Origin of the sequence: Catellatospora bangladeshensis (assembly GCF_016862575.1) — a bacterium.
In the GTDB taxonomy this organism is placed as follows: Bacteria; Actinomycetota; Actinomycetes; order Mycobacteriales; family Micromonosporaceae; genus Catellatospora; species Catellatospora bangladeshensis.
The window spans coordinates 110879-120452 of record NZ_BONF01000042.1; the positions used below are offsets into that span (position 1 = coordinate 110879).

General features: G+C 72.7%; 9 protein-coding genes. 6 read left to right on the forward strand and 3 right to left on the reverse strand.

The genetic code is table 11. The features are described from left to right. Window positions 1-10 precede the first annotated feature (10 nt). Window positions 11-1501 (forward strand): outer membrane protein assembly factor BamB family protein, encoded by a 1491-nt coding sequence (locus tag Cba03nite_RS31625; RefSeq protein WP_203754157.1) that lies wholly within the window; start codon window positions 11-13, stop codon window positions 1499-1501. Then, entirely contained in the window at window positions 1498-2259 is a 762-nt protein-coding gene (locus Cba03nite_RS31630) for a nucleotidyltransferase domain-containing protein (RefSeq protein ID WP_203754160.1), read from the forward strand. Before Cba03nite_RS31625 ends, Cba03nite_RS31630 begins: the two co-directional genes overlap by 4 nt. 22 nt (window positions 2260-2281) lie before the next feature. Here the strand turns inward: Cba03nite_RS31630 and Cba03nite_RS31635 are convergent, their stop codons facing one another. Then, entirely contained in the window at window positions 2282-2464 is a 183-nt protein-coding gene (locus tag Cba03nite_RS31635) for a hypothetical protein (RefSeq protein ID WP_239126148.1), read from the reverse strand. An 80-nt stretch (window positions 2465-2544) separates the two neighbouring features. Next, the gene (locus Cba03nite_RS31640) at window positions 2545-3513 is read right to left on the reverse strand and encodes a CapA family protein (RefSeq protein ID WP_203754163.1); all 969 of its coding nucleotides are present in this window, start codon (window positions 3511-3513) and stop codon (window positions 2545-2547) included. A gap of 140 nt (window positions 3514-3653) precedes the next feature. Between Cba03nite_RS31640 and Cba03nite_RS31645 the strand changes: the two genes are divergently transcribed. Both Cba03nite_RS31645 and Cba03nite_RS31650 read left to right on the forward strand, forming a co-directional pair. Further along, window positions 3654-4787: a site-2 protease family protein gene (locus Cba03nite_RS31645; RefSeq protein WP_203754166.1), complete on the forward strand. Its 1134-nt coding sequence runs from the start codon at window positions 3654-3656 to the stop codon at window positions 4785-4787. A gap of 208 nt (window positions 4788-4995) precedes the next feature. Next, entirely contained in the window at window positions 4996-5664 is a 669-nt protein-coding gene (locus Cba03nite_RS31650) for a hemerythrin domain-containing protein (RefSeq protein WP_239126149.1), read from the forward strand. 142 nt (window positions 5665-5806) lie between these two features. Here the strand turns inward: Cba03nite_RS31650 and Cba03nite_RS31655 are convergent, their stop codons facing one another. Continuing rightward, on the reverse strand, window positions 5807-6529 hold the full coding sequence (locus Cba03nite_RS31655; RefSeq protein WP_203754170.1) for a DUF72 domain-containing protein: 723 nt from the start codon (window positions 6527-6529) through the stop codon (window positions 5807-5809). 57 nt (window positions 6530-6586) lie between these two features. Between Cba03nite_RS31655 and Cba03nite_RS31660 the strand changes: the two genes are divergently transcribed. Together Cba03nite_RS31660 and Cba03nite_RS31665 are read left to right on the forward strand one after the other, a co-directional pair. Then, window positions 6587-7351, forward strand: coding sequence for a GNAT family N-acetyltransferase (locus Cba03nite_RS31660; protein WP_239126150.1), 765 nt, complete (start codon window positions 6587-6589; stop codon window positions 7349-7351). A gap of 72 nt (window positions 7352-7423) precedes the next feature. Further along, window positions 7424-9541, forward strand: a complete 2118-nt coding sequence (locus Cba03nite_RS31665) for an alpha-galactosidase (RefSeq protein ID WP_239126151.1) — start codon at window positions 7424-7426, stop codon at window positions 9539-9541. Window positions 9542-9574 lie beyond the last annotated feature (33 nt).

The window sequence follows — 9574 nt, forward strand, 5'->3', positions numbered from 1 at the left end:
ACTGACCGGCGTGAAACGACCCCTCGCCGTGCTCACCGCCGCCCTTGTCGCGCTCGCCGTCGCCGCATGCGACTCGGCCGCGCCGGAGCCCTCGTTCGTGCCGCCGTCGGCGGCGGCCCCGTCGGGCGGAACGCCGGAGCCGAAACCGGCCGAGTTCACCGGCTGGCACGATCCGGCGAATTCGGGCAAGCCGTGGGGCGACAAGGTGCAGGGCCTGCTCACCTTCCGCGGCAACCCGACGCGCAGCTTCTACGGCACCGGGCCGATGCCCAAGGAGCAGCCCGAGCAGCTGTGGAAGTTCCCGAAGACGGGGCAGATGTGCCGGAACTCGAAGGACGAGACCGGCGTGCGGCTGTGGTGCGGCATGGGCTGGACCGGCCAGCCCGCGGTGTTCGAGCGCGACGGGCGCACCTGGCTGGTGTTCGGCGCGTACGACGGCAACGTGCACTTCCTGGACGCCGAGACCGGCGAGCGGATCCTGCCCGACTTCCCCACCGGCGACATCATCAAGGGCTCGGTGACCGTCGACCCGGACGGCTTCCCGCTGCTCTACACCGGCTCGCGGGACAACTTCTTCCGCATCATCGCGATGGACCGCGACAAGCCCAAGGAGCTGTTCAAGCTCGACGCGTACGCGGTCAAGCCGACCATGTGGAACAACGACTGGGACAGCTCCGCCGTCGTCATCGACGACTACCTGTTCGAGGGTGGCGAGAACAGCCAGTTCCACGTGCTCAAGCTCAACCGCGGCTACGACGGCCAGGGCAAGGTCACGGTCAAGCCGGAGCTGGTGTGGCACACCCCGGGCTGGGACGCGCAGCTGCTCAAGGACGCCGGGCACCAGACCGTGTCGATCGAGAACTCGGTGAACGTCACCGGCAACACGATCTACTTCGCCAACTCGGCCGGGCTGGTGCAGGGGTGGGACATCAGCGGGCTGAAGGAGGGGAAGAAACCGAAGCGGGTGCTGCGCTTCTGGACCGGCGACGACACCGACGGCTCGATCGTCTCCGACGAGCAGGGCATGCTCTACGTCGGCTCGCAGTACGAGAAGGGCAACGCCCGGTCCAAGGCGATGGGCCAGATGATGAAGCTGGACCCGAGCAAGCCCGACGACCCGGTGGTGTGGAAGGTCGACGACCACGCGGCCAAGCCCGCGGGCATCTACAGCACCGTCGCGCTGCACAAGGACATCGTCATCTACGGTACGCATCTCGGCGAGCTGGTCGGGATCGACCGGATGAGCGGCGAGGTGCGCTGGCGCTACCGGCTGGCCGGCCTGGGTCACGGCTCGCCCGTCATCGTCGACGACGTGCTCATCATCGGCGACTGCAGCCGGGGCTACCTGCACGCGTTCGACGTCGCCGACACCTCGGCCGCGCCGAAGCCGCTGTGGAAGATCAAGCCGGGGCTGTGCATCGAGTCGACCCCGGCCGTGTGGAAGGGCCGCATCTACGTCGGCACCCGCGCGGGCCAGATCCACGCCCTGGGCGTCCGGTGACGATCACGGTCCCCGACTGGGCGGGGCAGGTCGCCGACGAGCAGCCGTACCCGCTGGTCTTCGCCACGATCAGCGGGGCGCACCTGTACGGCTTCGCCTCGGTCGACTCCGATGTGGACCTGCGTGCCGCGCACGTGCTGCCGATCAGCGAGGTGGCCGGGCTGCGGCACGGCCCGGAGACGATCAACCACATCGGCGACCGGGACGGCGTCGAGCTGGACCTGGTCACCCACGACCTGGCCAAGTGCGCCCGGCTGCTGCTCGGCCGCAGCGGCGACGTGCTGGAGCAGGTGACCTCGCCGCTGGTGGTGCGCACCTCGCCGCTGCACGAGGAGCTGCTGTCGCTGGTGCCCGGCTGCCTCACCGACGGCTACGGCGCCCACTACCTCGGCTTCTCCATCTCCTCGGAGAAGCTGTTCGGGAAGACCGGCGAGCTGAAACCGGCGCTCTACCTGCTGCGGACGCTGGCCACGGGGCTGCACCTGATGCGCACCGGCCAGGTCCAGGCCGACCTGAACCTGCTCTGGCAGGACGCGCGGCTGCCGTACGTGCCGGATCTGATCGCCGCCAAGCGCCAGGGCGAGCACCGCCCGCTCGGCGTGGACCCCGGCCTGCCCGGTCCCGACGCGATCATGGCGGACGTGGCCCGACTGCGGGCGGAGCTGACCGACGCGAAGGCGGCGACCAGGCTGCCCCAGCAGCCGGCCGCCGCCGACGCCCTGCACGAACTCGTCGTGCGGGCCCGCCTGCGCCCCTGACCGGCGCAGGCGGGGGTTCTCGTTACCGCCTGCGCCAGTTCCGCCCGCGCACGGCGGTCGCGAAACCGGCCAGGTGCAGGGCCACGAACAGCAGACCCGTGATGGTCAGCGTGCCGGGGGTGAAAAGCGGCTCCATGCCCTCGCCGAGCAGGTCCAGCAGCAGCGCGAAGCCGAAACAGATCGCCGCGATGATCGCGAACATCATGACTCCAATGAGGTCGGTAAGGGTGGCTCACTGGCAGTGAGGTGTCCACGAGACCGGTTCCATAAACCTGGCCGTGCTCCTCAGCGCAGCGGCACCTGCAGGCGGCCCTGCTCGGTGACGGTGACCTGGGTGCCGAACTCGGCGCACGCCTTGCCGAACCGCCAGCCGACCCACTCCGCCTCGTGCGGCACGGCCGGGCGGGTACGGGTGAAGTCCAGCGCCAGCGGCACCGCCTCGGCCGACACCGGCCCGTGCGCGTCCACCGTCACCTCGAACAGCAGCCCGAGGTCGTTGCGCAGCCGCGGGTCCACCGCGTAGTCGTCCACGAAGTCGCCCATGTCGTACAGCACCGGCCCCTGCACGCCGTGGAACACGTGCGCCGAATGCCCCGCGACGAGCGTCGCCCCGGCCGCGAGCAGCTGCGTGGCCGCCTCCCGCACGTGCGGCACCGGGCCGGGCGTCAGGTTCGGCCCCCAGTGCGGCGTCACCAGCGCCACGTCCACCTGGGCCGCCATCTCGGCGACCAGCTCGGACAGCCACTCCGGCACCCCGTCGCGCAGATCGGCGTACGCCACCCCCGGCCCCAGCTCGGTGGCCGCGAAGTCCGCCGGATGGTCGGTCACCCCGAGCACCCCGACCCGCATCCCGCCCGCCTCCAGCAGCCGCCACGCCCGCGCCCGCGCCAGATCCGGCCCGGCCCCCACCACGGCGATCCCGGCCCGCTCCAGGTGCTCCAGCGTGTCCCCCAGGGCCTGCACCCCGAAGTCCAGCGCATGGTTGTTCGCCAGGGTCACGCAGTCCACGCCCAGCCACGCCAGCAGCCCCGCGGCACGCGGCGGCGCCCGGAAGAAGAACGGCTTGCCCGGCGCGGGCCACGGCTCGCCCCGCTCCGAGATGCAGCACTCCAGATTCACCACGCACAGGTCGGCCCCCGCGGTGATCTCCCGAACGGCCCCCGTGACGATCTCCTCGTACGCCGCGTGCCCGATCGTCAGCCGCTCGGCGACACACCGCCCCAGCATCGTGTCCCCCGCCAGCACGACCTTCACGCCCCCATTCTCCCCCGCCCCGCCCGCCGTGTCGATCTTGCGCGGTGGTTCCCGCAGGTCACGGGCACCGCAGGGACCACTCGAGCAAGATCCCTGCCAGCGTGCCGGGAGAGGGATGATGGGGTGGGCGAGGAGGCGGGATGCGGCCGACGCTGAGGCTGGGCAGCATCGCCGGCATCCCGGTCGGCGTGCACTGGTCGGTGCTCCTGATCATGCTGCTGCTGGGCCAGGGGCTGGCGACCGCCGTGCTGCCCGCGGGCGCACCCGGCCGCTCGGCGCTGGCGTACTGGACCGTCGCCGTCGCCGTCACCGTGCTGTTCCTGATCTCCCTGCTCGCCCACGAACTCAGCCACGCCGTCGTCGCCCGCCACTACGGCGTCCCCGTCCGCCGGATCACCCTGTGGCTGCTCGGCGGCGTCGCCGAACTGGAGGCCGAGCCGCCGCACGCCCGCGCCGACCTGCTCGTCGCCATCGCCGGGCCGCTGGCCAGCCTGGGCGCCGCGGCCGTCTTCGGCGCCGCCGCCGGTGGCGTCTACCTCACCGGCCTGGCCCCCCTCGCCTGGGTCGCGCTGGGCTGGCTGGCGCTGGTCAACGCGGTGCTCGCGGTGTTCAACCTGCTGCCCGGCGCGCCCCTGGACGGCGGCCGGGTGCTGCGCGCGGCCCTGTGGTGGTGGCGCGGCGACCGCGCCTTCGCCGCCCGCGCCGCCGCCCGCGCCGGGCTGGGCGTCAGCATCCTCCTGATCGCCGTCGGCACCCTGCAGATCTTCTGGACCGCCGACCTCGGCGGCCTGTGGCTGATCCTGCTCGGCTGGTTCCTGTTCTTCGCGGGCCAGGCGGAGCAGGCCGACGCGCGGCTGCGCGGCGCACTGGGCGGGCTCGCCGTCCGCGACGCGATGACCCCGCCCCCGGTCAGCGGCTACGTCACCCAGCGCCTGCTCGACTTCGCCGAGATCGCCGCCACCGCGCCTGCCGACGCGTACCCGGTCCTCGACCCCGACGGCCGCCCCTGCGGCCTGGTCACCCTCTTCGCCATGGCCCGCGTCCCCGAGGCCCGCCGCCCCGACACCACCCTGCGCGACCTCCGCATCCCCCTCGACCACCTCGCCGTCCTCACCCCCGATACACCACTGGAGGACGCCGCCCGCCGCGTCACCGCCTCCCGCCTCCCGGCCTTCGTCCTCGACCAGGGCATCCTGGTCGGCCTCCTCACCACCGCCGACCTCAACCGCACCATCGACCTGGCCACCCTCAAGCAAGGAAGGGCACCCTCTTAACGCTTTACGTAGAGGAGGGGCACCTTCTTAACCTCTGGCCGTCACCCGACCCGGCGGATGTCCATTCCGCACGCCGGTGGGTCCGTCCGGGCAGCGCGGCCGGGCTCGGCGGCACGGCAGATGCCGCTGGATCTGGGCAATACAGGAGTATCGGCGCGGACTTTCGGGTAGATCTCGTCTCGTGACGTGATCCACCTTGGGAGGAAAGATGACCCAGACCGCAGCCGCCGGCACGCGCCAGCGCAAGTCCACCACCGCCGCCAAGAAGGCCACGAAGGCCGTCAAGGCGACGAATACCACGGCCGCCGCGAGCAAGAGCGCGACCAAGAGCACCGCCAAGAGCGCGACCACGACCGCCAAGAAGCCCACGGGCAAGAAGTCGATGCCCGCCACGGCCACCGGCCAGGACGCGATCGCCATGCTGAAGGACGACCACAAGGTCGTCGAGAAGCTGTTCAAGCAGTTCGAGAAGGCCGGCGACTCCGCGTACGCCAAGAAGCGCCAGATCGTCGACGAGGTGGTCAAGGAACTGACCACGCACGCGTACATCGAGGAGACGCTGTTCTACCCGACGGCCCGCAAGGCCGCCCCGGAGACCGGCGAGCACGTGCTGGAGAGCGTCGAGGAGCACCACGTGGTGGCGTGGATGCTCTCGGAGCTGATGAACACCGACCCGCGTGACGAGCGCTTCGACGCCAAGATGATGGTGCTCATGGAGAACGTGCGCCACCACGTCGAGGAGGAGGAGAAGGAGTGGTTCCCCGAGGTCCGCAAGGCGATGAGCCGGAGTGACCTCAAGGAGCTGGGCGCGAAGATGGAGGCCGCCAAGAGCCAGGCCCCGTCCAACCCGCTCGCGCTGAGCAGCGCCAAGTCCTGACCCGCACACCCGCCGCGCCGCCCCTGACGCCTGCCGTCAGGGGCGGCGGCTCGGTTTCGGGGACGCCCTCGGCTCGCGCGACCCGCGGCGAAGACGCCACTCCCGCAGGCGTTAAGAAGGTGCCCTTCCTCTACGGAAAGCGTTAAGAAGGTGCCCTTCCTTTCAGCCAGGCGGCGTTGTGGACGGCGGCGCCGTGGGGGTCGTTGTTGAAGTAGACGTACACCGGCGCGGAGGCGGGGAAGGTGTCGGTGAGGCGGGTCAGCCAGGTGCGCAGGGCGGTGGGGCCGTAGCGGGGGCGGGGGGTGGCGCGGCCCTCGTGGAAGCGGAGGTAGCCGAAGGGGGCGGTGCGCCAGAGCGGCGTGACGGGGCGGCCGAGGCGGTCGGCCCAGCACAGGGCGGCGGAATGGGACTCCAGGACGGCGCGGGTCTCGCCGGTCCACCAGGAGCGGTGGCGCGGTTCCACGGCTACGCGTACGTCGCGCGGGAAGCAGCGCAGGACGGCGTCCAGGGCGGCCGGGTCGGCGCGCAGCGTGGGCGGGAGCTGGAGCAGGACGGGGCCGAGGTGAGGGCCGAGCGCGCCGGCGACGCCGAGGAAGCGCGCGACGGGCTCCTCCGGGTCGCGCAGGCGCTTGATGTGGGTCAGGTAGCGGCTCATCTTGACCGCCATCAGGAAGCCCTCGGGCAGCTGCGTACGCCAGCCTTCGAAGGTCGCGCGCGGCGGCAGGCGGTAGAAGACGCTGTTGACCTCGACCGTGTCGAAGTGCTCGGTGTAGTGGCGCAGCCAGAGCCGCTGCGGCAGGCCCTCGGGGTAGAACCGGCCGCGCCAGTCGGCGTACTGCCAGCCGGAGGTGCCGACGACGATCACCGTTCCAGTGTCCACCCGGGAGGGGCCGCGGGCCCCGCGCATGTGATCATCGGGGGTATGCCGTTGCTCAGCGTCCACGACCGGGACGAGCTGGCCGGGCTGCTGGGCGGCGATCCCGCGCTGCACGCGTACCAGCTCGGCGACCTGGACGACTTCTTCTGGCCGTACACCTGCTGGTATCGCCTGGACGACGCGGTGGCGCTGGTCTACCACGGCGGCGGGCTGCCCGTCCTGCTGGCGTTCGACCGCCGCCCGGGGTCATCGCACGCGCTGCTGGCGGCGCTCGCGCCGCTGCTGCCCCAGCGGTTCTACGCGCACCTGTCGGCGGGCGCGGAGCAGGTCTTCGCAGAGGGCTTCGACGCCACGCCGGGCGGCCCGCACCTGAAGCTGGCCCTGGCCGACCATGCCGCGCTGAACGCCGCCGAGCCGCTGGGCGAGGTGCTCGGCCCGGCCGACCTCGCCGAGGTGCTGGCCCTGTACGAGGTCGCCTACCCGGGGAACTGGTTCGACGCGCGGATGCTGGAGACCGGGCAGTACGTGGGCGTACGCCGCGACGGCGCGCTGCTGGCCGTGGCCGGGGTGCACGTGTGGTCGCCGAAGTACCGGGTGGCGGCGCTGGGCAACGTGACGACGCACCCGGCCGCGCGCGGGCAGGGCCTGGCCCGGGGCGCGGTGGCGGCGCTGTGCCGCCGCCTGCTGGACACCGTCGACCACGTGACGCTGAACGTGAAGGCCGACAACGCCGCCGCGCTCGCGCTCTACACCCGCCTCGGCTTCACCCGCGCCGCCGAGTACGGGGAGTTCACCTTCACCGCGCGTTGACGCACCCGCTCCGGGTACCTACGCTGCTTGCCGTCCGGTCGTGTGGGATTTCGTTGGAACGGGTGGGAAATCGTGGCCGACTCCGAACTGGTGGCGCTGCGCGCCGCGGACGTGTCGCTGGTCCTGGACGTCGCCGGGCCGCGCCTGCCCCGCGTGCTGCACTGGGGCGCCGACCTGGGTGAGACCGACCCTGAGCTGCTGCGGCACCTGCTCGCCGCCCAGGAGGCGGGCGGCAACGCGCTGCCGCCGTCCGCCCCGCTGCTGCCCACGCAGTTCGACCGCTGGCCGGGGCGGCCCGGCGTGTCCGGCCACCGCGACGGCGGGCCCGGCCACCTGCGGCTGACCCTCGCCGCCCCGGTCAGCGTCGTGGCCGGTCCGGACGGCGGCGGCACCCTCGCCGCGGTGTCGCAGGACGAAACCGCGGGCATCACGGTACGCACGGAGCTGCAGCTCACCCCGCAGGGCCTGGTCCGGATGCGGCACGCCGTCACGAACACCGCGCCGGGCACGTGGCAGCTGGACAGCCTGCTCTGCCTGCTGCCGGTGCCCGCCCAGGCGGCCGAGCTGCTCGACTTCACCGGCCGCTGGTCGCGCGAGCGCGTGCCGCAGCGTTCCGCGTTCGGCGAGCAGACCATCGCGCACGAGAGCCGCCGCGGCCGGACCGGCTTCGGCGCGCCGCCGCTGTTCACCGTCGGCACGCCCGGGTTCGGGTTCGGCCACGGCGAGGTGTGGGGCGTGCACGTCGGCTGGAGCGGCGACCACCAGCACCTGGCGCAGCGGCTGCCCGAGCGCGACGCGGTGCTCGGCGGCGGCGAGCTGCTCGGCTCCGGCGAGATCCGGCTGGCGCGGGACGAGACCTACGAGACGCCGTGGGCCTACTTCGCGTACTCGCCGTCGGGGCTGGACGGGCTGTCCGCCGCGGTGCACGGCTGGCTGCGCGCCCGCCCGTCGCACCCGGCCACGCCCCGGCCGGTCACCCTGAACACCTGGGAGGCCGTCTACTTCGACCACGACCTGGCCAAGCTGACCGCGCTGGCCCGTACGGCGGCGGAGCTGGGCGTGGAGCGCTTCGTGCTCGACGACGGGTGGTTCCTGGGCCGCCGCGACGACCACGCCGGACTCGGCGACTGGTACGTCGACCCGCAGGTGTGGCCGGACGGCCTGCACCCGCTGGTGGACGAGGTGCGCCGGCTGGGCATGCAGTTCGGGCTGTGGGTGGAACCGGAGATGGTCAACCCGGACTCGCGGCTGGCCCGCGAGCACCCGGACTGGGTCCTCGCCGCACCCGGTCGGCTGCCCGAAGAGCAGCGTTGGCAGCACGTGCTCGACGTGGCCCGCCCCGAGGTGTTCGCGTACCTGCTGGAACGGCTGGACGCGCTGGTCGGCGAGTACCGCCCGGCGTACCTGAAGTGGGACCACAACCGGGACCTCGTCGAGGCGGTACACGACGGCGGCGCGGGCGTGCACGCGCAGACCGTCGCGGTGTACCGGCTGCTCGACGCGCTACGCGCCCGCCACCCCGGGCTGGAGATCGAGTCGTGCTCGTCCGGCGGGAGCCGGGTCGACCTGGGCGTGCTGGCCCGCACCGACCGGGTGTGGGGTTCGGACAACAACGACGCCCTGGAGCGGCAGCACATCCAGCGCTGGACGGGCCTGCTGCTGCCGCCGGAGCTGGTCGGCTGCCACGTCGGCCCGCCCGTCTCGCACACCAACGGCCGGGCCACCTCGCTGGCGTTCCGCTGCCTGACGGCCCTGTTCGGGCACGCCGGCATCGAGTGGGACGTCACCGGCTGCACCGACGCCGAGCGCGCCGAGCTGAGCGCCTGGATCGGCGCGTACCGGCGGCTGCGCGGCCTGCTGCACACCGGCCGCACCGTACGCGCCGACCACCCCGACCCGTCCGCGTTCGTGTACGGCGTCGTCGCCGCGGATCGCGGGCACGCGGTGTTCGCGTACGCCCAGCTCACCGCCGGCACCCGCGACGGCGCCACCCGCCTGCGCCTGCCCGGCCTCGACCCGTCCGCGCGCTACCGCCTGACCCTGCTCCCCGAACTCCCCGGCCCCCACCTGCACGGCCGCCCCTGGCACCCCGACCTGACCCTCACCGGCGCGGCCCTCGCCGCCCACGGCCTCCTCGCCCCACCCCTCCGCCCCACCGAGTCCTACGCCCTCGAACTCCACCGCGTCTGAAAGGAAGGGCACCTTCTTAACGCTATCCGTAGA

Excerpts from the sequence above, each read along its gene's own strand:
- Cba03nite_RS31645 (WP_203754166.1), top strand. The coding sequence starts at position 3,654 with ATGCGGCCGACGCTGAGGCTGGGCAGCATCGCCGGCATCCCGGTCGGC.
- Cba03nite_RS31635 (WP_239126148.1), bottom strand. The coding sequence starts at position 2,464 with ATGATGTTCGCGATCATCGCGGCGATCTGTTTCGGCTTCGCGCTGCTG.
- Cba03nite_RS31650 (WP_239126149.1), top strand. The coding sequence starts at position 4,996 with ATGACCCAGACCGCAGCCGCCGGCACGCGCCAGCGCAAGTCCACCACC.
- Cba03nite_RS31660 (WP_239126150.1), top strand. The coding sequence starts at position 6,587 with ATGCCGTTGCTCAGCGTCCACGACCGGGACGAGCTGGCCGGGCTGCTG.